The sequence below is a fragment of the Micromonospora chokoriensis genome, assembly GCF_000718555.1.
Taxonomy (GTDB): domain Bacteria; phylum Actinomycetota; class Actinomycetes; order Mycobacteriales; family Micromonosporaceae; genus Micromonospora; species Micromonospora chokoriensis_B.
This window is the reverse complement of sequence record NZ_JOAN01000002.1, coordinates 209,320-235,758: the sequence shown is the minus strand read 5'-3', so window position 1 is coordinate 235,758 and position 26,439 is coordinate 209,320. Positions and strand designations below refer to the sequence as shown.

At 69.0% G+C, this 26,439-nt stretch carries 21 protein-coding genes; 19 read left to right on the top strand and 2 right to left on the bottom strand.

Going from position 1 to position 26,439, the window contains the following annotated elements; translation table 11 throughout:
• Window positions 1-382: 382 nt before the first annotated feature.
• Complete coding sequence (locus tag IF46_RS0104550; protein ID WP_157562574.1) at window positions 383-850, top strand: hypothetical protein; 468 nt, start codon at window positions 383-385, stop codon at window positions 848-850.
• A gap of 43 nt (window positions 851-893) precedes the next feature.
• Here IF46_RS0104550 and fxsT read toward each other — a convergent pair whose 3' ends face one another.
• Window positions 894-3,236 (bottom strand): FxSxx-COOH system tetratricopeptide repeat protein, encoded by a 2,343-nt coding sequence (gene fxsT, locus IF46_RS0104545; RefSeq protein ID WP_051723636.1) that lies wholly within the window; start codon window positions 3,234-3,236, stop codon window positions 894-896.
• Window positions 3,237-3,732: 496 nt separating this feature from the next.
• Here fxsT and IF46_RS0104540 point away from each other — a divergent pair, with 496 nt between their 5' ends.
• The 10 genes from IF46_RS0104540 (at window position 3,733) to IF46_RS0104495 (ending at window position 14,177) form a co-directional block, all read left to right on the top strand.
• Window positions 3,733-5,181 (top strand): alanine racemase, encoded by a 1,449-nt coding sequence (locus IF46_RS0104540; RefSeq protein ID WP_030486995.1) that lies wholly within the window; start codon window positions 3,733-3,735, stop codon window positions 5,179-5,181.
• Window positions 5,178-6,497, top strand: coding sequence for a pyridoxal-phosphate dependent enzyme (locus tag IF46_RS0104535; RefSeq protein WP_030486994.1), 1,320 nt, complete (start codon window positions 5,178-5,180; stop codon window positions 6,495-6,497). The genes IF46_RS0104540 and IF46_RS0104535 overlap by 4 nt, the downstream gene beginning before the upstream one ends.
• Window positions 6,498-6,576: 79 nt before the next feature.
• Window positions 6,577-7,689 (top strand): aminotransferase class V-fold PLP-dependent enzyme, encoded by a 1,113-nt coding sequence (locus IF46_RS0104530; protein WP_232233930.1) that lies wholly within the window; start codon window positions 6,577-6,579, stop codon window positions 7,687-7,689.
• 111 nt (window positions 7,690-7,800) lie between these two features.
• Entirely contained in the window at window positions 7,801-8,562 is a 762-nt protein-coding gene (locus IF46_RS0104525; RefSeq protein WP_036391013.1) for a class I SAM-dependent methyltransferase, read from the top strand.
• 234 nt (window positions 8,563-8,796) lie between these two features.
• Window positions 8,797-9,105, top strand: coding sequence for an ArsR/SmtB family transcription factor (locus tag IF46_RS0104520; protein ID WP_030486991.1), 309 nt, complete (start codon window positions 8,797-8,799; stop codon window positions 9,103-9,105).
• 405 nt (window positions 9,106-9,510) lie between these two features.
• Window positions 9,511-10,224 (top strand): tryptophan 2,3-dioxygenase family protein, encoded by a 714-nt coding sequence (locus IF46_RS0104515; protein ID WP_030486990.1) that lies wholly within the window; start codon window positions 9,511-9,513, stop codon window positions 10,222-10,224.
• A complete protein-coding gene (locus tag IF46_RS0104510) occupies window positions 10,217-11,431 on the top strand; it encodes a tryptophan 2,3-dioxygenase family protein (RefSeq protein ID WP_030486989.1) in 1,215 nt (404 codons plus the stop codon). Before IF46_RS0104515 ends, IF46_RS0104510 begins: the two co-directional genes overlap by 8 nt.
• Window positions 11,428-12,588: an aminotransferase class V-fold PLP-dependent enzyme gene (locus IF46_RS0104505; protein WP_030486988.1), complete on the top strand. Its 1,161-nt coding sequence runs from the start codon at window positions 11,428-11,430 to the stop codon at window positions 12,586-12,588. Before IF46_RS0104510 ends, IF46_RS0104505 begins: the two co-directional genes overlap by 4 nt.
• On the top strand, window positions 12,585-13,622 hold the full coding sequence (locus tag IF46_RS0104500; RefSeq protein WP_030486987.1) for a methyltransferase: 1,038 nt from the start codon (window positions 12,585-12,587) through the stop codon (window positions 13,620-13,622). The genes IF46_RS0104505 and IF46_RS0104500 overlap by 4 nt, the downstream gene beginning before the upstream one ends.
• 333 nt (window positions 13,623-13,955) lie before the next feature.
• Window positions 13,956-14,177, top strand: coding sequence for a hypothetical protein (locus tag IF46_RS0104495; protein ID WP_157562572.1), 222 nt, complete (start codon window positions 13,956-13,958; stop codon window positions 14,175-14,177).
• 19 nt (window positions 14,178-14,196) lie between these two features.
• Here the strand turns inward: IF46_RS0104495 and IF46_RS0104490 are convergent, their stop codons facing one another.
• The gene (locus IF46_RS0104490) at window positions 14,197-17,469 is read right to left on the bottom strand and encodes a hypothetical protein (RefSeq protein WP_030486985.1); all 3,273 of its coding nucleotides are present in this window, start codon (window positions 17,467-17,469) and stop codon (window positions 14,197-14,199) included.
• 338 nt (window positions 17,470-17,807) lie between these two features.
• Here IF46_RS0104490 and IF46_RS0104485 point away from each other — a divergent pair, with 338 nt between their 5' ends.
• The 8 genes from IF46_RS0104485 (at window position 17,808) to IF46_RS0104445 (ending at window position 26,404) form a co-directional block, all read left to right on the top strand.
• The gene (locus tag IF46_RS0104485) at window positions 17,808-18,392 is read left to right on the top strand and encodes an NADAR family protein (RefSeq protein ID WP_030486984.1); all 585 of its coding nucleotides are present in this window, start codon (window positions 17,808-17,810) and stop codon (window positions 18,390-18,392) included.
• A 165-nt stretch (window positions 18,393-18,557) separates the two neighbouring features.
• Entirely contained in the window at window positions 18,558-18,929 is a 372-nt protein-coding gene (locus IF46_RS0104475; protein ID WP_030486983.1) for a hypothetical protein, read from the top strand.
• A gap of 266 nt (window positions 18,930-19,195) precedes the next feature.
• Window positions 19,196-19,906 (top strand): ThuA domain-containing protein, encoded by a 711-nt coding sequence (locus tag IF46_RS0104470; RefSeq protein ID WP_030486982.1) that lies wholly within the window; start codon window positions 19,196-19,198, stop codon window positions 19,904-19,906.
• Window positions 19,876-20,988, top strand: a complete 1,113-nt coding sequence (locus IF46_RS0104465) for a Gfo/Idh/MocA family protein (protein ID WP_030486981.1) — start codon at window positions 19,876-19,878, stop codon at window positions 20,986-20,988. Before IF46_RS0104470 ends, IF46_RS0104465 begins: the two co-directional genes overlap by 31 nt.
• Window positions 20,985-22,130 (top strand): MalY/PatB family protein, encoded by a 1,146-nt coding sequence (locus IF46_RS0104460; RefSeq protein WP_030486980.1) that lies wholly within the window; start codon window positions 20,985-20,987, stop codon window positions 22,128-22,130. Before IF46_RS0104465 ends, IF46_RS0104460 begins: the two co-directional genes overlap by 4 nt.
• A 79-nt stretch (window positions 22,131-22,209) precedes the next feature.
• Complete coding sequence (locus tag IF46_RS0104455; RefSeq protein WP_030486979.1) at window positions 22,210-22,569, top strand: hypothetical protein; 360 nt, start codon at window positions 22,210-22,212, stop codon at window positions 22,567-22,569.
• A 5-nt stretch (window positions 22,570-22,574) separates the two neighbouring features.
• Entirely contained in the window at window positions 22,575-23,003 is a 429-nt protein-coding gene (locus IF46_RS0104450) for a hypothetical protein (RefSeq protein ID WP_030486978.1), read from the top strand.
• A 131-nt stretch (window positions 23,004-23,134) separates the two neighbouring features.
• Complete coding sequence (locus IF46_RS0104445; RefSeq protein ID WP_157562570.1) at window positions 23,135-26,404, top strand: hypothetical protein; 3,270 nt, start codon at window positions 23,135-23,137, stop codon at window positions 26,402-26,404.
• Window positions 26,405-26,439 lie beyond the last annotated feature (35 nt).

Sequence of the window (26,439 nt, the reverse complement as noted above, 5' to 3'; positions counted from 1 at the left end):
CCACCTCTTCCGCGGCCCCACCGCCCCTGCCGCCGCGCAGCAAGCCCTCCGAACCGCCTCCGCGCTCCAGGAAAGGCCGCTGGAGAGGGTGACTCCTGAGCAATGCTCACGTCTGGCTGGCGAGGGGTTCGGCGCGGTGTCGCTCATCGGTTCGTCATGTGGATGGCATTCCTCGAAGCCGAGTGCCGTGATCTGCCCGAGAGTCGGCTTGTCCGCGAACTTGCCTGGCCCGGGGCGTCCAGTCGTGTTCCCGATGCTGTCCGAAAGTCCTATGTCGATCTTTCTTGCAACCGCGACAATCGATGCGGAGATAGCGTCACTGCGGGCAGCGTCTTCGACCGGATTTGCGCCTGCCTGCCAATCATAAGCCGAGAGGAAACCAGTGAATAAAGGCCGAACCTGGTTTGTTGTCGAGCAGTTGATCGGCACCGAAGACTGGAACAAGAAAATCGGAACTCTGGCAGGATGTGCGAGTCTGGCGCCGATCCGCCTGCGAGAGGTTTTTGACAGCGACACGCGCGACGTGTTGGTTTTCGCACCGGACCGCGTTCTCGTGGTTCAGCCGAAGTCCAGCAAGAAGCTCGGGCTGATCTCGGGCCTGATGGCGGCGATCGGGAGGACCTCCGGCCTGGGAAGCGTGCGGTCCGTCCCCAAGGCAGACGTCATCAGCTTCTCGATCCGGCGTGGAGTTCGCGGGGTGCTCGACGGCACCGGCGATCTGGCGACAGCCGTGGTCGGTGTCCGGAATGGCGTCTCGGGCGGCAAGATCGAGTTCGTGATCGATACGGCGGTGATACCCATCGGCGACGTCGAGAAGAATGTCAATGATTGGCTCGCAGCGGCGACCTGAGGTGAGTGGGGGGTCGTCGGCGACGGCACGTCATCTCGTCTTGTCAGGCAGGGGTGCTCTCCGCCGTATCCCGGAACGACGATCCTCCCAAGCCGGCTCCTGACTCTCCGTCCCCGACCGAGAGGAAGCGGGCGTCAATCTCTCGCGCCTGGCGAGCCCGTCCCAGCGCACGCAGGTGTGCACTGACCGACCGCGCGGAGCGCCTGGTGTCGACGTGGTGCGGGCCGAGCACTCGTACCCTGCGGTCAAGCGTTTCCTGGCCGAGGACGAGCGCCTGCGCCGTGTGCCCCAGGCGGTACAGGACGGCCGCCGTTTGAGTGGCCGACAGCATTGTGTACGGGTGGTCATCTCCGAGCGTCCGTCGCTGACGGGCGAGGGTGTCCCGATGCAACTCCAGCGCCTCTGCGGGATGCCCCGACGCCGCGAGCTCCTCGGCGAGGTCGCCGGCCGAGAGCAGCGTGTGTGGATGGTCCTCGCCCAGCACACGACGGCGGCGGGCGACCGTGTCCCGGTGCAGGGCTAGCGCCTCCTCGTGACGGCCCAGCGCCCCCAGGGTCAGCGCGAGGTTGTGGGCGGCGCCCAAGGTCAACCCTCGGTCCTCGCCGAACATCACCCGCAACCGCGACAGCGTGTCCTCCAGCAGTGCCCGCGCCTGCTCGAACGGTGGGGAGGTCTCTGGTGCGGACACCCCAAGCCGGTACAGACACAGCCCGAGGGTGCAGGCTGAGTTGAGCGTGTCCGGATGGTCGTCGCCCAGCACCCGCCGACGACGGCGCAGCGTCTCCTCGGCGATCTCGTGGGCCGCCTGAAGGTGGCCGAGCTGTGAACGAGCGTCCACCAAGCTGTGCGCGGCCCGTAGCGTCGCCGGGTCGTCAGGCCCGAGTCGGCTGCGCCACTGCTGGTAGAGGTGTTCGGCGAGATCATGGCCGGTCTTCAGGTCGCCGCGCCCGCGCAGGTACCAAGTTGCCTGGATGGCGACATCGCGGAGGTCCGGGTTCGTGCTGGCGCCCGGATCGACGGCAAGGAGATGCGGTAGGAAATGTGCCCAGTAGGGCCAGGAGGTTGGCGCGTGACTGGGGCCGGGTGCCGCAGCGACGAGGAGGGCTCCGATCTGGCTTCGGGCGACGGCCCCCGTCTCATCGTTGGTGAGGTCCCGGACGATGGCCAGGGTCAGGCGGTGCAGCTGTGGCCCGACCGGCCCGACCTTGGCCAGTCCATACCGGACCAGGAGGCCGAGCGACCGACGGATCGCCATGGTGGAGGCCGCGACGGAGGCCAGCGGCTCGGAGAGGACACCGACGGGGGCGGCGGTGAAGATCTCCATGGGTACGGGTTCCGGTGCGAGCAATGCGCAGAGTCGCAGCAACTGTGCCGCGGCCGGATCCTTGGCGGTCAGCCGGTCCAGCGAGATCTGCACCGTTGCGGCAAGTGTCATCGGGTAGGACGGGGGCTTGCCCTCGGCCATGACCTGCGCGACCTGCTGGACGAGTTCTCGCAGGTACTCGTCGGCGGTCATCGCCGTCTCGCCGATCACCCCGGCTGCCTGAGCCACTGCCAGCGGGAGGTCACCGACAGCGTCGGCGACGCGATCGGCCGCCGCCTCGGTCAGCTCGGGGGCCAGTCGGCGCAGCAGCGCCACGGACTCTGTCCGCTCGAACACATCCACGTCCAGAAGTGTGGCCACCTGCCGCCACCCGGGGTTGCGGCTTGTGATGATCGTGTGACCAGAGCCTTGCGGCAGCCACGGTACGACGTCCTCGGGCGCCTCGACATTGTCGAAGATGATCAGCCAGTGGTCGCTGTCGCGGAGGTGGTGCAGGACCTGTCGGGCGGTGGTGGCGGTGTCTGGTGCGGCGGTGACCCAACCGGTGGAGAGGCCGAGGGCGGTGAGTTGCTCGCCGATGAGGCCGCTCTGCTCGGCGTTGATCCACCACGCCAGGGCGTAGTCGCCGGCGAACCGGTGGGCGTACTCCACCGCGAGGGAGGTCTTGCCGACCCCACCGAGGCCGTGCAGGGCGAGTACCGCCACCGGGCTACCCGCATGAAGGTGATCATGCAGCGCGGTCAGCAAGTGTTCCCGGCCGGTGAAGCCGGCGATGCGGTTGGGGATGTTCCACACCCGTGCCATCCCGTCGGCCCGGGGAATGTCGCCCGGCTCCAGCCGCCGACGGACACTGTCGACAGGTGGTGTCGGAAGGGCACGCTTGACCGCCCCCTGCTTTGCCCACTGGGTGAGCGGGGCGGCGACCAGCGCGGCCGCCAACGCGGCCACGGTCGCCGACGTCTCCACGTCGAGCCCGAAGCCCAACTGGCAGCCCAGCCAGACCAGAGCTACGGCAAGCACACTGAGGAGGCTGGCCGCCGTCCAACGATGCGCCTGGGTCATCCGCTCTCCCCACGGGTGTCGACTTCGCCGCCCATGCGGCTTCACCTCACCACACCGTGACCACCGACTCCACCCTCCGTCCTGCTCAGGATTCGAACTACTGAGGACGGATGCTGCGCCAGCGCGACCCGCTACCTGGCCAGGGACCGGCTCGGTGCGACCACAGCTACTGCAGGGCGGTCCTTACCGCTGACTGCTGCCGCGGCGGCGCTGATGAGGATCGCCAGCCGTTTCTTTCGGCGAAGGGGTGGCTCCCGGTCGGGCGGAGGTGGGCATTGGCTCCGGGGTGTGGTGGATAGTCGGCGTTTGCATTGACGGCCACCGTCACATATGCGCACTCGTATATGTGGCGGTGGCGCGTTCAGTCGCTCATCTGCCACCCCTTGGCGGGCGTCGGAACATCGGTTACGTTGAGACAGGCCGCCGTCACGAAGAGTTTTTCGGTGAGGTGGGAGTGGCGGCGTCCGTGGCACCACGACTCACGTGAGGAGTCGCATTGCCCCTTCACCTGTCTCCGCGAATCGGTCCGGAACTGCGGTCGGCACTCGCCGAAACCGTCCTGCTGGCGCAATTATCCGACGCGTTGGGTTCGCCACTCGGAGTGGTTCTTCCGCAGCAGTTGACAGGCAACGTCGTCGCATTCCGCTCGGTCTTTTCCGCCCATCGCCTGTCCGGCCAGATCTATTACGCGCACAAGGCCAACCGATCCAATGCCCTGGTACGCGAACTCGCCGCCACCGACGCGGGCATCGACGTGGCGTCGCTCGCCGAGCTGCAGCACGCGCTCGGTGCCGGCTTCGTGCCGCAGCGGATCGTGGCGACCGGGCCGAAGAACCAGGAGTTCCTCTGGCTCGCGGCCCGCACCGGAGTCATCGTCAGCGCCGATTCGGTCGCTGAGTTGGCGGCGCTGGCCGCTCTGGTCAGGGATCGGTCATTGCCGCGCGTACGGGTGATGGCCCGTCTGTCGGGTTTCACCTCAGCGGGCGTGCAGCTCAACAGCCGGCGCAGCCGCTTCGGGGTGTCGGTCGCTGCGGCGAGTGAGGTTCTCGACGTGATCGAGAAACATGCCGACGCCCTGGACCTGGTCGGGGTGGCGTTTCACCTCGACACGATCGGGCTGCCGGAGAAAGTTGTGGCGTTGGAGGGCTGCCTCGGCGTCCTGGACGAGTGCCGCCGGCGTGGGCTGCGTCCTTGGTCGGTGGACATCGGCGGTGGATTCGGTGTCGACTACCTCGCTGACGGCGCGCAGTGGGAGCAGTACACCTCCGCGCTGACTGAGGCGGTGCTCGGTAGGCGGGCGCCACTGACCTGGAACGGGCACGGTTACGGGTTACGCGCCGAGAACGGTCACGTTCGGGGCTCGTTGAACCTGTACCCCGCTCACCGGCCCATCTCCGGACCCGCGTACCTCGATCGGCTGTTGCGAACAACTGCGCCCGAGCAGCGTCGTCCACTCGGGACACTGCTGTTGGACAACATGTACGACCTGCACGTCGAGCCGGGTCGGGCCCTGCTCGACCAGTGCGGCCTGGTCCTGGCCAGCGTTCTCGAGGTACGCGAGGACGCCAACGGCGACACGATCGTGCGCCTGGACTGCAACGCCCGTGATGTCAGTCTTGAGGAGCACGGAGTCCTGATGGACCCGGTCGTCGTGCACCGGACGACTCCGGCCGGTCCGGGGCCCGCAGGGGCGTACCTGTTCGGCAATCTGTGTCTCGAAGCGGATCTCATCACCCGACGCAAGGTCTTCCTGCCGTCCCTGCCCCGCATCGGTGACCTGCTGGCCTTCGTCAACACCGCCGGCTACCTGATGGACTTCAGCGCCACGCAGGCGCTGCGCCAGCCGATCGGCCGCAAGGTCGCGCTGTACCGCGACGACGGCGCATGGCGGTGGTGCCTCGACGAGCAGTACTGGCCCGTTCACCATCCCGTGGAGGCACCATGAGATTTGAGACGATGACCGAGGCCATCGGCAACACCCCGCTGGTACGCATCGACCCCGCCGTGCACGGTCTGCGCAACATCGACCTGTACGCCAAGATGGAGCTGCTCAACCCGTTTGGCTCGCTGAAGGACCGCGCCGCCTGGAACATGGCCCGACCTCTGCTCACCCAGGCCGTCGAGCGCGGTGACACCGTCGTCGAGTTGTCCAGCGGCAACACCGCCAAGGCCCTCGCCGTCATCGCCGGCATGCACGGGCTCACATTCAAGAGCGTCACCAACCGCATGAAGGTCGCCGAGATCAAGGACCTGCTGCTACTGCTGGGCGCGGAGATCGACGAGCTGCCCGGGCAGGCGGAGTGCCTCGACCCTACCGACACCGACGACCCGCTGACCAGGATGTACCACCGGCTCGCCGGATCGGGCGGCGGCTATCTGCACACCGACCAGTACTTCAACGAGCTCAACGTCGACGCGCACCTGAACGGCACCGGCCCGGAGATCGTTAAGGACCTCGACGGACGAGCCCCTGACTACTTCATCGCCTGCATCGGAACGGCCGGCTCCTCCACCGGCGTGGCGGCCGCGTTGCGCCAGCACAACCCCGACGTACGCGTCGTCGGGCTGGTGGCGCACAAGTCCGACTTCATCCCGGGCATCCGCACCATCGACGAGGTGCACGAGGTCGGCCTCTTCGACCCCGACGTCTACGACACGGTGGAGACGATCACCGCCGACGACGCCATCGATGGTTTGCTGACCCTGGTACGCCGATGCGGCACGCTCGCCGGGCCGACCGGCGGCGGTGCCTACCAGGGCGCCGTACGCCATCTGCGCGCCGTCGACGCGCAGCTCGCCGAGCGCCGTAGCGCGGTCTTCATCGTCTGTGATCGCGTCGAGAGCTACCTGAGCTATCTGCGGGAGCGGCGTCCCGAGCTGTTCGGCCGGGCGCCGCGGCGCAACTCGCTGCGCACGGTGACCGACGCGGAGGTAGGGCAGGCGGCCACCGTGGATGTCGCGGAGGCGCAGCGGTGGATCACCGAGCGTCGAGGGCTTGTTGTCGACCTACGCAGCCCGTTCGCGTACCAGGCGCTGCACATCGACGGCTCGATCAACATCGTCGACGAGCTCTTCGCCGAGCTGCTGCACGGCGGGCTACCGTTCGGTCGCCGCCAGCCGGTGCTGCTGGTCTGCCCGGTGGGGGAGAAGTCCGCCCGCTACGCCGCTCTGCTGACCCGGATGGGCCATCCAGACGTGCGCTCGCTCGACGGCGGCATCATCGCCTGGCGCGACGCCGGCGCCGAGCTGGTGCGCGACTGACATGGATGTCCTCGACGAGTTGCGCCCGTGGCAGGAGACGTTGCGCGGTCAGTTCCCGCTGATTACCGCAAACCCCGACGTGGCGTACCTGGACAGCGCCGCCACCTCGCAGAAACCGCAAGCGGTCCTCGACGCTGTCCTGGCCTATCTGACGACGGGCAACGCCAACGCCGCCCGGGGCACGTACCCCTGGGCGAACCGGACCACCACCCGCATCGAGCAGGCCCGCGACCGGCTGCGCCGATTCCTCGACGACCCGGCGCCGCAGCGTTCCGGCGTGCACTTCGTCAGTGGCACCACGGAGGGTCTGCGCGCCGTCGCCCGCGATTGGCTCGCGCCGCAGTTGCGCGACGGCGACGAGGTCATCGTGCCGTTCGCCGATCACGCCGCCAACAACGCGCCCTGGCTGGAAGTCGCGGAGCTGCTGCGTCGCCAGGGCGCTTCGATCGGCGTGCGAGCGATGCCCTACGACGCCGCGCACGACTACGACGTTGGCCGACTCGCGGCGATGATCAACGACCGCACGCGTCTGATCGCCGCGACCCACGTGCACCACGTCTATGGCAACGACATGAACGTGCACAGGCTGCGCGTGGCAGCCGGCCCGACCGTCCCGATCTGCCTGGATGCCGCGCAGGGCGTGGGGCACCTGCCGCTGTCCACCGCGACGACCGACGTCGACTTCGTGGTGTTCTCTGGGCACAAAGCGATGGCGCTGCCAGGCACTGGCGCGATCTGGGCGCGCAATCAGCGCGGTCCGGCGTACGCGACGACCGGCTGGAACGGCTCACCCAACACCAGCGGCATCATCAGCCTGGTCGCCGCGCTGGACTGGCTCGACGCCGCCGGCCTGGATCGCGTCGCCCGGTGGAACACCGCGCTCGGCGCACGGCTCACCGACGGGCTACGCATGCTCTCCAACATTGAGGTGCTGGGCTGTCAGAGCAGCCTGGCCGCCGATGCCCCGACGCAGCAGCGCCAGGGGATTGTGGCCTTCCGTCACCGCGACATCGGCTCGAACGACCTCGGGTTCATCCTGGCCGCGCACGGCCTTCTGGTCCGCGCGGACGGTCACTGCCAGGGCGACCAGGGCGAGAAGACCGCATCGGTACGGGTGAGCATGCACGTCTACAACACCGTTGCGGAAGTGGACCGGCTCCTGTCGGTCCTGGGCGAGCTCGACCACGATTGACCGACACGCGCCACGATGCGCGGATGTGCCGAATCGGATCGCCTATCCTGTTGGAAATGGCTTCCGTTTTCGAGTGGCCTTCCTGTTCGCGCATCATCCCGGAGTGCATCCATGGCAGCGACCACCGGCGTGCCCGGCGTCGTGCTCGACCCTGCGCAGATCGTTCGCTGGCGCGAGACCTGGTCTGAGGTCATGGGGGGATTCGTGCCGCACCTCGCCAGCCTTGAGGAGACGCTGTGCCGTGTTGCCGAGGCGGTGCACGGCCGGCCCCCTGGTCGGGTGCTCGACCTCGGTGGCGGCCCCGGGCTGCTCGCCGAGCGGATGGCTCGGCGGTGGCCCGCCGCCGCGATCACTCTCATGGACATCGATCCGGTGTTGCTCGCGCTGGCGCGCGGTGCGCTGGCCGGCGAGGTGCACACGGTGGAGGGTGACCTGTCGACGCCCGACTGGGTGTCCCGTGCTGGTGGCGATCATGACCTGATCACTGTGGTCATGACCCTGCACTACCTACCACCGGCTGCGGTGCGGGCGTTCTACGACGATGCTCGTCGATGCCTTGCGCCCGGCGGGCTGCTCATTGTCGCGGACCTGATGCCAGACGAGGGGCTCCCGTCGCTGATGGGCGCCCTGGATCCCGCCCCGGACGAGGCCGCCGCGGAGTTGGCCTGGGCGCAGTGGTGGAACGACATCGCAGCGGTGGGGGACCTGCGGCCGCTGCTCGCGCACCGCGCGGCCATCTTCGACAAACGCCTGCCGGCCGAGTTCACCGCTGCGGCACCCTGGCATGCCACCGCCGCTCGTGAAGCCGGATTCGGCGAGGTCGGGATCCTCTGGCGTTGTGGCAGGCACGCCGCACTGGCGGCGATGGCCTGAGGGTCGACCGTCCGGTCTCGGAGTGAATTTGGTGTGTCACCGCGGGTGAACGCATGGTCATCTCGCTATTAGACGATGTTTAGCGAGAACGATTACCGTTCCGTATATCCGCCCTGGGCGCGCTGCCTGCGGGGCGCAACCACGGGCAGGTCGCCTCCGACGCAAGGAGATCGCCCCCATGAGCTGGTCGGCGGGCGCGGCGCACCGGTCCACCGCCGAGCTGCTGCTGGCGGCATGAGCGCGGCACACCTCGACGAGGCGAGATCCGTACTGGACCGCGCGGTCGTCGTGCTGCGCGCCATGGCGTACGAGCACCGGATGCGCATCCTCGTGCTGCTGCAGGGCGGCGAACAGACGCCGGCATCCCTGGCGGAGGCCATGTCCACCGATCCGACGACCATTGCCCGTCATCTGCGCTACCTCAAGGACGCCCGGTTGATCCGGCGCAAGCGTCGCGGCCGACAGGTCACCTACACGTTGCGCGGGGAGGCCGCGCGGCAACTCGTCGCGGCGGTGCTCCACTACGCCGAGCACTCGGCCTGAAACCTTCCCGGCACGGCCGCGCCTTCACAAACGCTGTATACCCGCCAAATCTGGCGAACCATCCAAGCTGCCTGTTGGCCACAACCCGTACAGATATTGGTCTAATGCCGCCTCATCGGGTGACTCATCCCATGTCGTATTTCGCGCTGCTCCGCGTCCTGCCGTGACCAGGCAAATCACGAGGTAAAGAGACATTGACTCGGAGCCGCAGTGGTGGGGCGAGGGAGATAATCCTCACATTGATTGAACTCGCATATGCTATTGGCACTAACAGATGTCGGTGCTAAAAGGAGAGCCTCAAAGTCCGATAACTTTAAGTTACCTATTGTCAACCGAATGCAGTGCGCGCGATGATCTCCTGCGGATCGGCCGGAACTGTCCCGGGCGATCGGGAGGGGTGCGCTCGTGAAACGAAGGAACGATGGACCCGAACTGGTTGGCGAGGGTGACACCGACTATGCGCGCTACATGCGTACAGATGTGCTGCTCGACCTGCAAAGGCGGCCTGAAGAGGTCATTCACCGTGACGAACTGCTTTTCCAGGTGGCGCACCAATCCGCTGAACTGTGGCTCAAATTGGCCGCGGCCGAACTGACTGAGGCGGTAGCCCGGATAAACGCAGGTGAGCCGTCGCCGGCCGAACTCCTGCTCGCTAGGGCAACACTCGCCGTACGGCTCATCACCGACCAACTGGACATGTTGGCCCACCTGCGTCCGGCGGATTTCCAGGCGATGCAGCCAGCTCTCGGCAACGGATCGGGTGCCGAGTCGCCGGGCTGGCGGCGCACGCAAACCGCGGGCCGCAAGCTCAGCGACGCGTTCGCCACCTTCCTTGCCGACCGAGGGGTCGACCTGGTGACGCTCTACTCCGGAGAGCCGTCCGAGCCTGCCTACCGCCTTGCCGAGGCCATGGTGGAGTTCGACGATCGGGTCTCGTCATGGCGGGTGCGGCACTACAAGCTCGCCATCCGAGTTGGCAGCCACGGCGTCATCGGCACCGCGGGCAGCCCATCGGGCATGCTCGCCAAGCTGATCGACTACCGCTTCTTCCCCGAGCTCTGGCAGGTGCGCGCGAGCCTTGCCATGGGCCGCCCGGTGGGCGAGAGCTGCCTTGCGTGAGCTGCTGAGTTGGCTGTCGGTTGGCGCCGACCCCGACGCCTTCCCCTACGAGACGGTCGTGGCTGAACTCCACCGGACGGGTAAGCACTTCATCGCCGACGATCTCCTCGTCCTCCTCGACCAGGTTCGAGCGGTCACGCCGCAGGCCGAGGAGACCCGGCTCCTGCGGGACTTTCTCCACGTCGTGCTCGACAAGCGCGACGGTCGATTCGACTACCAGAGCTACCTGGGGTTGAGCCTGCTTCGACTGCACGACGAGCCCACCGACGACGACCGGGTGGACCTGCGGCGACTACACGACCGCCTGTTCGTGCACCTCATCGCCGATGCCCTCGCGTTCGAGTTGGCGGCCGAATCCGGCGCCACCCAACTGCTCCCGCTGCAACGTCCGGAGCCGGCCCGGGTAGCCAAACGCTATCGGCTCGGGCTTCGGGCGATGTCGGCGGCGCTGGCCCGGCAGGGCCGACCGGCTGTGCTCGATCCGACCGAACCTGCGGCCGCGGTGGCCGCATTGCACGCCATGGTGGTCGCCGACCAGAGCCCCGCAGAGCGGCGTAACCTGCTGATCGGCATGTTGCCGGTCTACCTGGTGCACGACGAGTACCTGTTCATCCGGGTGCTTCAGGCATACGAAACCACCTTCACCATGCTCGCCGCCGAGGTGCGGGCGACGGTCGACGCCTTGACCGACGGGCATGCCGCAGTGGCGGCCGATCGACTCGCGTACGGCCGGGAGTTGCTCACCGCCGCCGCGCCACTCTTCTCGCTGCTGGCCACCATGCAGCCGGAGTCGTTCCGCACGTTTCGCGTCTACACCGAGGGCGCCAGCGCCATCCAGTCCCGGTCCTACAAACTCGTCGAGTCACTGTGCCGTTCGCCCGACGAGCCGCGCCTGTCCTCCGCGGCCTACCTGTCGGTGCCCGAGGTCCGCGACCGTGTGCTTGCCGGCCAGGTGTCGGTCGAGCACGCCTACCACACCGCGAATCGACTCGGCCGCCTGCGCGAACCGGGCCGGGCCCTGCTCGACAAACGGATCGGCGAGTTCGCCTACGCACTTACCCAGTGGCGCCAAACCCATTACCGAATTGCCACCCGAATGCTTGGCACCCGTACCGGCACTGGATACACCGAGGGCACCCCATACCTGGCGGCAGCCCGATCTATCCCGGTCTTCACCACGGCAGACAACGCGAGGCTCCCGACATGAGCGCTCTCTCTGAGCCTTTCAGCGACGCACAAGCGGCAATTCGTGAGCAGTTTCCGTTGTTGAACACCTGCGTCTACCTCAACAACAACTCGACCGGTGCGGTGCCGAAGGGGGCCGAACAGGTCCTGGCCCATTATTGGGACACGCTGCGTACCTGGCGTGACGGTGTCTGGGAGAGCTGGCACGACGGCCTCCAGAAATACACCGACGGATTGGCGGACTTCATCAAGGCCCAGCCGGGCAGTGTGGCCATTGACGCCAACCTGAGCACCCTGCTCGCGCGGGTCGCCTCATGTTTCGACTACCGGGCACCCCGCAACCGGGTGGTCACGACCGACCTTGAGTTCCCGACCATCCCGTTCATCTGGAACGCGTTCCGACGCTACGGTGCCGAGCTCGACGTGGTCGGCACCGGCGGGCCACAGGTCGACGAGGATGAACTGCTGCGGCGCATCGACGAGCGGACGCTGCTCGTGTGTGTGCCACATGCCAGCTACTCGTCCGGGGCCACCATCGACCTGAACCGCCTGGTGAAACACGCACACAGCGTCGGGGCCATGGTCATCGTCGACGCGTTCCAGAGCGTCGGCATCATGCCGCTCGACGTCACCACGCTCAACGTCGACTTCGTGCTCGGCGGCGCGCACAAGTGGATGTGCGGCGTCGGCAACGCCTTCCTCTACGTTCGCCCTGATCTGTTGCCCGGCCTGGAACCCGCGGCAACCGGTTGGCAGGCGGGCGACCGGGCGTTGACGTTCCAGCCGTCGACGGGCTGGGCCGCCGACGCGCGACGGTTCACCGGCGGGACACCGTTCCCGCTCACGTCGCTCATCTCCCAGGTCGGCCTGGACCTGCTCAGCGGCATCGGCATCGAGGCGATCCGCGCGTACTCACTGGTCTGCACGGACCGGATCGTCCGGCGGGCCGAGACGGCCGGCATCCCGGTGGTCAGCCCGGTGCCGCCGCACCGGCGCGGCGGCGTGGTGTGCCTGGACATTCCCGACGGCGAGGCGGTCAAGCACCGGCTGGCCGAGCGCAACATGATCTGCAGTTGGCGTAACTACCTGCGGATCGGCCCCCACATCTACAACACGCTGGACGAGATCGACGAGTTCATGGACGCACTCGAGACCGTGTCACGAGGGGGCAGACGATGACGACCACCACAGCGTTCTCACCGCGTGCGCTCATGAGCCTGCTCTTCAACGGCTCCAAAGCCGTCGACGTGGTGACGACAGCACTCAGCGTCGGGTTGCTCGACGCGCTGGAACCCGGGCCGGTGAGCCTTCGCGAACTCGCCGACCGCTTCGAGATGCAACCGCTGCGGCTCTACAAGTTTCTGGATTGTCTTGAGAGTCTCGGGTTCCTCGACCGCGACGAACCAAGCGACGACATCAACCAGACGACGTACCGCGCCGTTCCCGGGCTGTGTGCCGCAGCGGCGGCCGCCGTCGGGCCGGCCGCGATCGAGCGCGACCGCGACACGTACCCGTGGCAGCGGTTGCACGGCCGGTTGGCGGAGAGTCTGCGCGGCGAGGTGAGCATGGCCGACGACGACTTCTGCTGGCCGCCGAAGACCGACGAGCAGATGGAGTCGTTCGAGCGGAGCATGTCCGTCGGCCTCGGACCGGTCATCGAGACCTTCGCCCAGCACGCGGACCGTCTGTGGCCGGGGCGACGCCGTTTCCTCGACGTCGGCGGCGGGGCCGGCACGCTCGCGGCGCACGTCCTCGGCGACGCTCCGGATCTGCGGGCCGACGTCTACAACCTGCCGGCCGTCGCCCCGCTGGTCGAGGAGACCCGCAAGCAGTCCGCCCACCCGGACCGACTCGGGTTCGTCGGTGGCGACTTCTTCGCCGAGCCACTACCGACCGGGTACGACGCGCTCGCGTTCGTCCGGGTGTTGCACGACTGGCCCACACCGGACGCCCGCCGACTCGTCGAGAAGGCGTACGACGCCCTGCCGCCGGGCGGGCTGCTGCTGATCTGTGAGGAGTTCCGTACTCTGGACCGCCTCGCCGTGCAGTTCTTCTGGTCCTACTTCCTCATCGGCGTCGACAGCTCCGTCAGCCGGCTGCGCGAGGTCGACTTCTACACCGCCCTGCTGGCGGAGATCGGATTCACCGACATCCAGATCCTGCCCGGAGGCTGGGAACTCGTCGTGGCGCAGAAGCCGGGCCGACCGGCGTAGGGTCGTACCGGATTGGTGTGGCAGGGAAGCGGAGCGCAAGGGGTCGCGTCGGTTTGACACCGGCGTGACACCCCGGCACTTGACGAGTACGTCCCCATGACATCGCGGCGATGCAGGCCAAGCAGTCTCCGGTCGACCTGCGCCGCTGGGAGCTGGGCGCGCAGTCGTTCAACAGCTGACGGTCCGCTGCCGCCGTCTGCGACGATCTGGCCGGGGGGAACTCAGCTGGTCCCGGCGTTGCGCTACCGTCAAGGCGCACACTCCGACGTCGATCAGTCCGCGTCCGTCGGCCGTCGATGATCCGCAGGACCCCACGAATTCAAGGAGATATCGATGCCGGAGCCTGAGCCCGTTCAGGATGCCAACGCGGTGGATGCCGACACCTCCACCACGGCCGAGGCCGAGACTGACCAGCCTGCCCCTCCCGCGAATCGGGCCGCCCGACGCGCGAAGGGCAAGGTCGCCTCGCCTCAACCGTTCGGAAAGGGTCAGCAGCTCGGCGGCCGAGGCTCGGTCCAGAGCCCGCGCCAGTACGGTAACCGCCGAAGCGGCTGACCCGTTGGTGGGTGCTTTGTCAGCTCATGTCGATGGCGTACGCCTGCTCGCGTACGTCGGCGTCCGGGTGCTGGCGTAGTCCGATCAGCAGGTCCCGCCAGGGCGCTTTCCAGCCGTAGCCGGCTCCGTGCCGCACCAGCGCCACCGCGATCAGCCCGCCGGCGAGGTCGCCGCGTCCGGCCAGTCGGGTGATGGTCCTCGTGAGGAACTCCGGTTCGGGCCACGCGCGCAGGCCGCGCAGGCGGGTGCCGACGCGTTCGGCAGCGCGGATCGCGAGGACGGGACGGCTCGCACACAGCGCGGTGATCTCATCCAGGTTGTCCAGCCGGCCGAGGTTGATCAGCAGCTCCATGGCCATGCCGGCGAAGGCGGGATGACCGGCGAGCCACCGGGCGGCATCGACGAGGGCGCTCCGGTCGGCACTTGCCGATCGGCTGTCGGACCAGACGCCCGCGCCGCGCACGAGGATTTCGACGCGGCGTCGGGCCGGGCGGTCCGCGGCGGGATCGCCCGGATGAGCATCGTCCGCATCGCGATCCACCAGCCGGGCCAGCGCGGTACCGAGGACGGCGTCGCCGCCGGCCTTCAGCAGGTTGGCGACCCCGATGGAGACGATCGTCTCGGCGCAGTCGGTGAGCCGGTCCACCACCAGCTCGGTGACTCCGGACAGCCACGGCGACCACTGCCCGAGCTGGCCGAACGCGGTACGCCGGGTCTCCCGGTCGGTGGCGCGGCACGCCTCGACGATGATCGCGCCGTAGCGCGGGCGGTTCCGTTCCGGAATCGTGAACGGGTACGCGTTCAAGACCGCGCGCCGCTCCTCCCGGCTGCCGTCGACCGCGGCCCGCAGGATGGTCCAGCTTGCCTCGGTCTGCAGGCGCTGCCGAGCGGCGGAGACGATCGCCGCGCGGACGTCCCGGTGCGCGTCCGGGTTCGCGTACTCGTGCAGGAGCGTCGCCATCACCCGCGGCGGTCCGTGGCGGGCCAGCAGCCGAGCTGCTTCCTTCTGACTTGTGATCTTCGTGGGTCCGGTCACCACCTCGGCGAGATTGTCGGCCAGCTGGGACGGCGGGACGTGCCGGGCGGCCCGGCCGGCCGCGTACAGCGCGACCCGCGCCCGGTCCCCGTCGGCATAGCGGAGCAGGATCGGCAGTGCCTCGTCCGGCCGGTCGGTCCAGACCAGCGCGCCCAGCGCCGCCTCGGCGATCGCCACCTCGGGGGCGTCAAGGTGGCGCAGCACCAGTTGGCGGCCCGGGCCGCCGAGGCTGGCGGCGGCCCGGATCGCCGCCGCACGCTGCCACACCCCCTGCCCCGGGTCGGCGATCAACAGGTTCTGCAGCTCCACGAAACGGGCCTGCTGGCGGGGCAACCAGCGTTCGGCGTGTGGCGCCCAGGTGGGCACCCATCGCGTCCCTGCCTCCACGAACCGGCCGCGCGGGCGGTGCTCCAGCGCCCGGTCGAGCAGATCGGTGCGAGATGTACAGATCGTTGCCCACACCTGATGGATCGTGATCGCGGTGGAGTCGGTCTCGAGTACTTCGGCGACGCGGTCCGAGCGCGTACGCGGGTTGTCGAGCCACAACCCAATCGCCGTCCGGGCCACCGAGGGCAGTGTGTGCGGGCCGGCTGCCCGATGCAGCAGATCCTGCAGCTGGGGCAGCTGCCAGGCCCGCTTGCCGAGCGCGTGGGTGAGCGCGAAGAGTGGACCGTATCGGCCGCGGGAGATGCCGGCTTCGACCCAGCCGCGTAACTGCTCGAAGACCATGGTCTCCTGCCCGCGGCGCAGCACCGTGTCGAAGCGGCGCAGCACCGGCGTGCTCGCGCCGGTGCTCGTCAGGTCGATCGTGAGCAGCGCCCACTCACGAAGCGGCGGTACGGCGATGTGGTGCTGCAGGACGTCGGCGGCGAGCCGGCTCAGCGCGTTCGTGGTGGCGGCGGAGCCGTCGCGCGCGTCGACCGCGTCAGTGGTCAACTGAGTGAGCCCGGCCGCCGTGCCCGCCGTGAGCAGTGGTGTCACCTTCGCCAGCGCGGTGAGTGCGGCCGCGCGTACCGGATCCTGCTCGTTGCGCAGCCGACTGAGCCGGCCGATCACCGCGGCCACCGCCTGCGGATCACGGGAGCGGCGAGCGGCCTCCACCAACAGCACGTAGCCGTGCGCCCGCTCGTCGGCGTTCCCCGAGCGCAGCGCGACAACCGGTGCCGCTGACGCGTCCGGCCATGCCAGGTACGCACTCCAGGTAAGCACCTCGGCCTCACGCTCGCGGGTCTTCGCCAGGCCCAGCACCCGCGTTGCCTCGCGGATCCGAACCGCGGCCGGCAACACTTCCATGATCTCGGCCGGCGGAATCAGCACTGCCGCGTCGACCTCGGCCATGGCCCGGTCGTACAACTCCCCGCGCCGGCTCGGCGCGACGGCGTCGAGCAGCGCCGCCAGCGCACCGCTGTGCTCACGCAACAGGCTGGCGAGCGGCACCAACTCGTCGGTGGGGAGCACCGCGAGGCGGCGCAGCAGGGCCGGCGGCAGCGTGGTCCGCTGTAGCCAGGCCGCGCGACCCGGCCTGGTGAGCAGGCGGGCGACGCGACTCGCGTCGTGTGCCGCGAGCATTCCGTACGCGTCGAGCGGGCCGGGCAGCGACTCCTCCGGCGCGTGCTTTTCGAGCAGGTTGAGCGCCTGCCCCGGGTCGCACCGCAGCACCGCCTTGGCGGCGCCGTTCCAGATGTGCCGCCGCAACTCAGGTGGTGCCCCGGCCAGCCGCTCGTGGATTCGCTCCAGCAGCGGGCCGGGATGCCACCGGACCAGCCGCTCGAGGTCGAGTGCGTGCTCCAGTTCGGGCAGCAACGCCCGTAGCGTGTCAGGACCGCAGGCTGGCAGCAGCGCTGCGGCCTCGTCGTCGCCGAACTCGGCCCGGACCTCGCCTATCAGCGCGTCGGCGATGCCGGGTGTGTACCGGCGACGCAGGGTCCGATAGATACGCCGTCGTTCGAGCGCCGGCCGGTCGGTGATGTCGCCGATCGGAAGGCCGGCGCGTAGCGCCGCGGTGAGCGCGGCGTTCCTGATCGACGGCTGTTGGTCGCGGGTCGCGGCGGCGATGCCGTCGGTGTCCCGGGCCACCATCGCGGCGACCAGGGCGAGGTGCCGCTCGTAGGGGCCCTGCTCGCGCAGGTCGGTGCAGACCTGGGCCCGGTCGGCCGCGGTGTGCGCCCAGTCGGCGAGGAGGTTCAGCCGCTTGCGGTACGGCAGCGGATCGAGAGAGGTCAGCAGATCGCGGGTGGTGGCGAGCACGGCGTTCATTGTGCCCGTGAGCGCACCCAGACGAGATCGAATTTCACCGCGTACGGCGAGAGCGCGCCGCCGAAGAAATCGCGATGACCGTGCGTGGCCAAGAGGTGCGGCGCCCGCGTCTCTCGTCACCCCGCAACACCGCGCCGATCTTGCACTTACTGTCCCGACGTAGGGGGCATTCCACGCATCCCGGCGACCGAAACTGCAAGATTGGCGTGGATCGATGCGGCCGCGACATGCCGCTGCGGCGCTACTGGTGGGTGCCGGTAAACTCCGGACTCCACCAACTGGATCGGTCCGTGGCCCCGGGGCATCATGCGGGACGCTGGTAGCGCACACTCGCGATCATGCTGGCATCGGTTCGGAGCGTCGCGGATCTGACCGCTGCGCAGGCGCAGGGTCATCGGGTCAGGTTCCTGTTCTTCTGGGGACACCAGCCCGAGCCGGACGGGGGTGTCGGCGCAGGCTGCTTGAGCCAGTGGTGGCCGGCGGCGTTCACCATCGACGAATTGCGGTTCGCCACCGCAGAGCACTACATGATGTGGCGTAAGGCAACCCTGTTCGGCGACCGCGCCGTGGCCGAAAAGATCCTTGCCGCGCCGCATCCCCACGCGGCCAAGGCGCTGGGAGGACGCGTCGCAGGCTTCGATCAGCAGACCTGGAACGAACACCGCTCTGCGATCGTGGTGGCCGGCAACCTTGCGAAATTCGACCAGCATCCCGCGCTGCGGGCATTTCTGCTGGCTACGAGGCAGCGAGTTCTGGTGGAGGCCAGCCCAGTCGATCGGATCTGGGGTATCGGCCTGAACCGCGACGATCCGGCTGCCAGCGACCCCGGCTCCTGGCGAGGCCTCAACCTGCTCGGATTCGCGCTCATGCAGGTGCGTGAAGTGCTCAGGGATCAGGGGCCGCACGATGCGGTTCAGGCGTGACTCCGGTCGTAACCTGCGTTCACTTCCTGGCCTGGTCCTATTCACCATCCACGGTGGATGCGAGTGTCATGATCGACACGGCCGAACGCCATGATCGGTTTGTCGGCCGCCTTGATCGATTGCATGACAACGGGCGCTACCGCGCCACCAGGAAAGGTCGAGAGAATGAGCAAGAGCTCCCTGCTCAAGAGGGTCAGTGTTGCCACGGCGGTCGCGGCCGCCCTCACGGTCACGATGGCGCAGCCCGCCTTCGCCGCGTCCTCGATCTCGCACCACCAGACGCAGGCGCAGGCAGACAACAACCCGGGCCAGGGGACCGCCTGGGTCTGGGTGTACTCCGGCAACGAGGCGAATGCGACCGGCGGCCAGGTCGAGTACCAACTGACGAACGGCGGCTCCGGCACGTTGGCGGTCGGCCACGGCAAGAGCGCGTCGAAGGACCCGGGCGGCAAGATCAAGGCATTCCGGGCCTGCACGAACTACTACATCGACGGCTACCCCATCAAGGGCTGCTCCAGCTGGGCCTACTTCAGCTGATCGCCGCTATGCCGGCTCGTGAGCGCCGTGGCGTCTCGCCGCGGCGTTCACGATTCAACCCGTCGGCCCAGAACCTCCGCGCCGGTCCAGCCTCGGTGTCGATCGTCGTCCATCCTGAGTAGAGCCAGATCCGGAGGCCGGCGTACGCCGGCTTTGTCGGCAACCACGGGTACGGTGTCGGTGCTCGGCGTGCACAGGCATCGGCGGTACATCGCCGGGGCGGGAGCGGCCAGCCCGGTGGCGACAGACCGTGGGAGGGAGCGAGGGTGGCGCAGCAGAGGGCATTGGTGGTTCGGGGCGGCTGGGAGGGGCACCAGCCGGTCAAGGCGACGGAGTTGTTCATCCCCTTCCTCGAACGCAGCGGCTACGCCGTTCGAGTTGAGGAGTCGCCCGAGATCTACGCCGATGCCGCCGAGATGGCCGACACCGACCTCGTCGTGCAGTGCATGACGATGTCGCAGATCACCGCGGACCAGGTGGCGGGCCTCAGCGCGGCGGTCATCGCCGGCACAGGCTTCACCGGTTGGCACGGCGGCATCGTGGATTCGTTCCGCGCGTCCTCCGAATATCTGCATCTGGTGGGCGGCCAGTTCGCCACCCACCCGGGTAAGGAGCCGTGCGAGCGGCACGGTGGCGCGGAGGACAACTTCCTGCCGCATACGGTGCGCGTCACCGACCTCGGCCGGGAGCATCCGATCACCGCGGGAATCGACGACTTCGACCTGGTCACCGAGCAGTACTGGGTGCTGCACGACGACCTGATCGACGTACTGGCCGTCACCACCCACCCGACGCAGGCGTGGCACCCGTGGCACCGGCCGGTCACCTCGCCGGCGATCTGGACTCGGCGCTGGGGCGCAGGGCGCATCGTCGTGACGACCCCGGGCCACAGCCTCGACGTGCTGGAGCACGAAAGCGTGCGTACCGTCATCGAGAGGGGGATGGTGTGGGCGACCCGCACGGCGTCGGCATCGTAGGTCTCGGCGTCATCTCCCGCGCATACCTCGACACCCTCGCGAACCACCCTGCGGTGCGCATCGCCGCACTGGCCGACCTCGACGCCTCCCGGGCGGCTGCGGCCGCGGCCATGATTCCCGGTGCCGAGGCGGTGAGCGTCGAGCGCCTGCTCGCCCACCCAGATGTGCAGACGGTGCTCAACCTGACGATCCCCGCAGCGCACGCCGACCTTTCGCTCGCCGCGATCGACGCGGGCAAGAGTGTGTATGTCGAGAAGCCGCTCGCCGTGACGTTCCCGGACGGCCGTTCGATCATCGAGCGGGCCGCTGCGGCTGGCGTCCGTGTCGGGTGCGCGCCGGACACCGTCCTGGGCACGGGTACGCAGACCGCGCGGGCGGCGATCGACGGCGGGCTCATCGGACGCCCGTTGTCCGCGTCGGCGGTCATGGTGACTGCGGGGCACGAGCGCTGGCACCCCCATCCGGACTTCTACTACGCCCCGGGTGGCGGCCCGTTGCTGGACATGGGCCCGTACTACATCTCGGCGCTCATCCACCTGCTCGGGCCGGTTCGCGCGGTCAGCGGAGCCGCCAGTCGTCTGCGCGCCGAGCGCGTCATCGGCTCAGGCCCGCGCGTCGGCGAGCGGATCCCGGTGGGGGTGGACACCCACGTGACCGGCGTGCTTGAGCATGTCAGCGGTGCTCTTTCCACAATCACCACGAGCTTCGACGGTGTCGCGACGACAGCCGCGCCGATCGAGGTGCAGGGGGAGACCGGCACGCTCGCCGTGCCCGATCCGAACTACTTCGACGGTGTGGTCCGCCTCTTCGCGCTCGGTGGCACCGAATGGCGCGCTCTCGAACCGCGGGCGGGTTACGCCGAGGCATCCCGAGGCATCGGTCTGATCGACCTGGTCCGGGCCGACGGTGAGCGTCCACCGCGCGCCAGCGGCGACGTGGCGCTGCACGTACTCGAGACGATGACCAGCCTGCTTCAGTCGGCAGCGGAAGGCCGGCGGATCGAGCTGACGACTGTGGTGCAGCGGCCGGCACCGGTTGCGCTCACCCCGGTCGAGGCCTGGAAGGTGCTTGAACCGCGGTGAATCCTCTTCGCCAGCTCACGATCGACCAGCTCCGGCAACGGACGAGCCTCAAGTGGCGGGAGTACCCCGCCGACGTGCTGCCGCTCTGGGTGGCGGAGATGGACGTGCCGCTGCCCGAGCCGGTCGCGCGGGCGATCACCGATGCCGTCGCGCGTGGCGACACCGGTTACGCCGCCGGGACGGCGTATCCGCAGGCGCTGGCCGAGTTCGCCCGGCGGCGGTGGGGTTGGGACGGGCTGGCCGTGGAGCGCACCGCGCTGGTGCCCGACGTGATGCACGGCGTCGTCGAGGCGTTGGGGCTGGTCACCGAGCCGGGCGACGCGGTGGTCGTCAACTGCCCGGTCTACCCGCCGTTCTACGAGTTCGTGGCGCACGCCGGCCGTCGGATCGTGGAGGCGCCGCTCGGTGCGGATCTGCGGCTCGATCTCGGCACGCTGGAGGATGCGTTCCGGCAGGCTCGAGCCGGCGGGCGAGCAGCGGCGTACCTGCTGTGCAGCCCGCACAACCCGACCGGCGTCGTGCACACCGCGGCCGAGTTGGCCGCCGTCGCCGGTCTGGCTGAGCGGCACGGGGTGCGGGTGGTCGCCGACGAGATCCACGCTCCGGTGGTGCTCGGGGGAGCGCGGTTCGTGCCGTACCTCTCGGTGCCCGGCGCGGAGAACGGCCTGTCACTGATGTCTGCCTCCAAGGGGTGGAACCTCGCTGGCCTGCGCGGCGGGCTCCTCGTCGCTGGCGCGGCCGCGGCCGGGGACCTCGCCCGCGTCCCGTTCGGGGTCAGCGTCAGCACCAGCCACCTCGGCGTGATCGCGCACACCGCGGCGTTCCGCGACGGCGGCGAGTGGCTCGACGCCCTGTTGACCGGCCTGGACGACAACCGTCGGCTCCTCGCCGCGCTGCTCGCCGAGCACCTGCCGGCCATCCGCTACCAACCCGGTCAGGCCACCTATCTCGCCTGGCTCGACTGCCGCGCCTTGGGCCTCGGCGATGACCCGGCGACCGTGTTCCTTGACCGTGGCCGGGTGGCGCTCAATGCGGGTTCGACGTTCGGCACCGGCGGCGTCGGCCACGTCCGGCTCAATCTGGCTACCGCACCCGAGCTGATCACCGAGGCGGTCCACCGGATGGCCACCGCCGTCGCCTGAGCGGCCATGGCGACGTCGTGGCCGCACCGGGCGAGACCGGGCCGACTCTGTGTGCGCGGGATTGGTACGTTGCGTGGTCATGAGACGGGTCCTGGCATGGACGTCACTGCTGGTCGTCGGAGGCGCGCTCGTCGGGCTCGGGGTGCGGTTCGCGCTGGTGCGGCTCGATGACGCCGACAAGTGGGGAAGCGTGGTCGCCGCGCTGGTCGCGGTGCTGGGTATGCCGATCACGGTGTACGGGCTGGTGCTCTCCCGGCGTTCGGGGAAGCGGACCGTCGAAGATCCGGCCACCTTCACCGGCGGCGCGCAGGCGCGGGCCACCAATCACGGGATCGCGATCGGGCAGGTCGGCGGAGACGTCCATTTCGGTCAGGAGCAGACATCGGGGAGACGGATCGGCGACACCGGTGCGGCGTCACGACCCGAGGCGGGACAATGATGCCCATGGTGATCGAGGCGAACGTGATCGCCGGCCACGTGGTCGATTGGGTGATGGCCAAGGTTGGCCGCAGCGGGCCGTTGCCCCCAGCCGACAACGGTCGGGGCGAGATCCATCGGCTGGTGACGGGGAAGCTGGGCGACCACCCGGCGCTGCTGGACGCCGAGGATGAGGCCGGCGGCGGCACGGTGTCCGAGCTTACCCGCCAACAGATCGAGCTCGCGATCACCGCGGCGGCCCGCAAGGACGACGCGTTCGCCGCCGCGGTGACCGCCGCGCTCGCGCAGCGAAGGGCCACCGGAGACGGGGTACGGGTCTTCACCGGCGACGCCCACGCCGACGCCCAGTCGTCCGGAATCGCTATCGGTCAGGTGGGCGGTGACGTCCACCTGAGCCCGGCGGACCCTCCGCAGCCGGGCCGGTCTCTCCCCTGACCGCACCCGGCGGGCCCCTGCACAGCACGGGGAACGGCAACACGGGCGGGGTCGGCATCGGTTCCGCCGGTCAGGTGACGATCGTGCAGGGTGCGTCCCGCGTCGCCGTCCGCAGCGCCTACCTGGAGCAGGTGCGCCGCATCGCGCCACCGAAGCTGATCGGCCGCGACTCGGAACTTGCCGACGTGGCCGCCTTCTGCCTCGACGAGCACCGAGGTCCGTACGTCTGGTGGCGTGCGCCCGCCTGGAGCGGGAAGTCGGCCCTGATGTCGACGTTCGTGCTGCGTCCTCCGGCAATCCTGACCGGTCGGGTCCGGATCGTGTCGTTCTTCATCACCGCCCGGCTCGCCGCACAGGACACCCGTGAGGCGTTCACCACCGTGCTCTTGGAGCAGTTGTGCCAGCTCACCGGGCAGGATCTGCCGATCGCGGCAGGTGAGGTCACCCGGGAAGCCTGCCTGCTCGACCTGCTGAGCCAAGCCGCAGCAGCCTGCCGGTCGGAGGGGAGCCGCCTGATCCTCGTGGTCGACGGGCTCGACGAGGATCGCGGCACCACCGTCGGGCCGGACGCGCACAGCATTGCCGCGCTGCTGCCGGGGAATCCGCCGGAGGGGATGCGCATCATCGTGGCGGGACGCCCCAACCCGCCGGTCCCCGATGATGTGCCGGACTGGCATCCGCTGCGGGACCCGGGGATCATCCGCCTGCTCGGGCAGTCACCGTATGCCCGTGACGTCGAACGGCTCGGTCGGTCGGAGATACGGCGGCTACATGCCGGGACGCCGGTGGAGCGGGATCTGCTCGGTCTGCTCACGGCTGCTCGGGGTGGGTTGTCGGCGGTGGACCTCCGCGAACTTACCGGCGGGGACTTGGCCGAGATCGAGGACGTGCTGCACTCCGTCGCGGGGCGGACCTTCACCCGCCGTGCCGGTGAGTGGAGGGCAGACGAGGTCTACCTGCTCGGGCACGAGGAAATTCACAACGCGGCCTGTCGTTACCTGGGGGAGGCGAAGCTTCTGGAGTGCCAGGATCGGCTGCACGCGTGGGCCGATGGCTATCGGGACTGGCCGCCGCAGACGCCGGAGTACCTGCTGCGTGGGTATCCGCGGTTGCTGGAGATGACGGGGGATCTCGCCCGGCTGGCGGCGTTGGCCAGTGAGCCGGCCCGGCACGAGCTGATGCTGGACCTGACGGGCGGGGACGCGGCCGGGATCACCGAGCTGACCACCGTCCAGAACCTGCTGTTGGCGGCGGAGGATCTGGATCTGGGGGCGCTTGCCGTGCTGTCGGTGCGCCGTAACGAGTTGCAGCAGCGCAACCGCTTCATCCCGTCGGCGCTCCCGGCGGTCTGGGCCACGATCGGCCAAGCGGCTAGGGCCGGTCACCTGGCCCGTAGCATCGACTACCCGGACTTCCGCGCGGACGCACTCGCTGGCGTCGGCCGGGCAGTGGCCCGACGTGCGGAGTCACCGGATACGGCGGTCGAGTACGCCGAGGAGGCCGCGCTCGCGGCAGAGCTGGCTTGGCCCGACCGCATTCCCCCGATAGCCGTCAGCATCGCCGAGCTCGGGCTGTTCGACCGTGCAGAGCGCCTCATCCGGGCGATTTCCGACCCGGCGGTGCGCGCCCACGGTCTTGCGGAGATCGCGGCCGTGGCTCCAGGTCGGGATCGATCCCTCGCGCTGGGCCAGGAGGCCGTGGCGTTGGCACGAAACAGCGCGGATCCGGAGAGCGGCCAGTCGACGCTGATCGCCGTCGCGAGGCTCCTCTCCGCGCACGGAGACCACCGAGGCGCCGAAGCCCTGGCTCGCGAAGCGACGTCCCTGGCCCGGAACCTGGATGACTACCTGCGGTGTCTTGCCCTTGCCGACATAGCCATTGCACTCTGCGCTATGGGTGACAGCGACCAGAGCCGCCGCCTGATCGCGGAGGCGGAGCTCGCGATCACCGGGACCACCGACCTTCGACTACGACACCACGGATTCGAGCGCGTCATCGCGGCGGCGGTCCAGCTCGGCGACGTGGCATGGGCCGAGCACATCGTGGAGTCTGAAGACGCTCAGCAGCTCACGGACCACTTCCGGGAATGTCTGACGTACTTCGTGGCCGGTTCGACCGACTTCGGCGGTGCGGAGCGCACCGCCTCGGCAATCGGTGCCCCCGCCGACCGGACGTCGGCCCTTGCCGGTGCGGCCACAGCCGCCGCGCGGGAAGGGAATCTCGCCTGGGCCACGCGTCTCGTCGAGGCCGCGGAGCATGCTGCCCGGGCCGTGCCGGGGCAGAGAGCACGATCGCGCGCGCTCACCCAGGTCGCTGCCGCTGTCGCCGAAGCCGGTGATGACCTCCACGCCCGGAAGTTGGCCCTCGAAGTCGAGAAATTTGCCCGCCAGAGGAACGACCCGTCCGAACGAATCTACGAGCGGGCGAGTCTCGCCGAAGCAATCGCCGAGACGGGTGATTCCGACACGGCCCGTTGCCTGTTCCTCGAGATGGCAGAGGTCGTCCAGCGACTAACCGACGGAGAGACAGCGGCAGACAAGGCAACACACCTCGCGACGGCGGGTGCATCACTCATGGGGACAGCGTGGGCGCACGACCTCCTCGTGATCGCCGAAGCGCCAGTGCGCCGGATGACCGATCCGTACCTGGCAACGATTTCTTGCGCCGTGTTGAGTCAAGCCTGGGCAGCCATGAGCAAGGCCGATCGCGCGGAAGAGTGGCTCGACGAGTCGCTGAGCCGGGCCCAGAACGTCCGATCGAGCAACCTTCCCCGGGCGATGAACAACGTGGTCCTGGCGGCCTTGGCCGTAGGGCCCCCGGAACGGGCCGCGGATTTGGCTCGCGAGGTCGAGGCGCCCGGCGACCGGACCTGGTGCCTCGCGGTGGCGGCACAGTCAGCGGCCCGGGCCGGCGACGCGTCCAGGGCCAGCGGGCTCATTGCCGAGGCAGAACTACATCTCCGGATGATCACCGATCACGGAACCCGAGCGGGTTCCCTCGCCAATGTCGTGCACGCCCTCGTTCTGCTGGGCGACGTCGATCGCGCCGAGGAACTCGCCTCGACGATCCTGCGCCCTGGCTGGTCGGCCACCGCAATCTCCAGGGTGGTTCAGGCTCGGGCGGAGTGCGGCGACCACGACCGCGCCGAGCGCCTGGCGCGCCGGATTGCCGAGCCGGACAATCTGGCAGTAGCCCTCCTCAACATCGCCGAATCCGCGGACGAGGAGAGAGCCGTGCGGTTGATCGCTGAAGCGCTCGCCCTCGGCGCGTGGACGTCAGCCCTACCGCAACTAGTAGCCCGACGGCCCGAGGTGGTGGCCGTTCTTGCCGGTGCTGTCCTCGACCCTCGGCTTTCACCCAGTGAAAGCGTCGGTCCCCACCGTGGCCGTCGCGCGGGATGATTCGGCTTCCATCGACGTTTGTCTGCATGGAGGTC